This is a genomic window from Rhizobium ecuadorense (genome assembly GCF_001187535.1).
In the GTDB taxonomy this organism is placed as follows: Bacteria; Pseudomonadota; Alphaproteobacteria; order Rhizobiales; family Rhizobiaceae; genus Rhizobium; species Rhizobium ecuadorense.
In genome coordinates this window covers 1-449 of sequence record NZ_LFIO01000004.1, presented here as the reverse complement: position 1 = coordinate 449, position 449 = coordinate 1, and the positions used below count along the sequence as shown (strand labels likewise).

The 449-nt window shown below is 59.0% G+C and carries 1 protein-coding gene; it reads right to left on the bottom strand.

Annotated features, from left to right (window positions below; all coding sequences use genetic code 11):
- A partial coding sequence (locus AF337_RS00020) for a carbohydrate ABC transporter permease (RefSeq protein ID WP_152970847.1) occupies positions 1–449 on the bottom strand: 449 nt, incomplete at both ends.

Below are 449 nucleotides of genomic sequence, written 5' to 3'. Positions count from 1 at the left end.
CCTTCGACATCATCGGCAGCGTCAGCCGGCGGAACATCTGGAAGGACGAGGCGCCATCGATCATCGCTGCTTCATAGGGCTCGGCCGGCAGCGAGCGAAGACCGGCCATGAAGATCAGCACCATGAAGGGCGTCCACTGCCAGATTTCAGCGACAAGCACGCCGGCCAAAGCAAGGGATGACGTGGCAAGGATTGGCGTCGACTTGTCGAGCAGACCCATCGTGTTGAGCAGATAGGGGAGCACGCCGAATTGCGGATCCTCCATCAACAGGAACATCATACCGGCGATGGCGGGGGGGATGACCAACGTCATCGACAGTGTGGCGCGCAATACGCTGAAGCCCGGCAGTTCGGCATCCAACAGCATGGCGATTGCCATGCCGAGGATGATTTCGAACACCAGCGCGATGAAAAAATAAAGGAAGGTGACGCCCAGCGCGCTCCAGAAA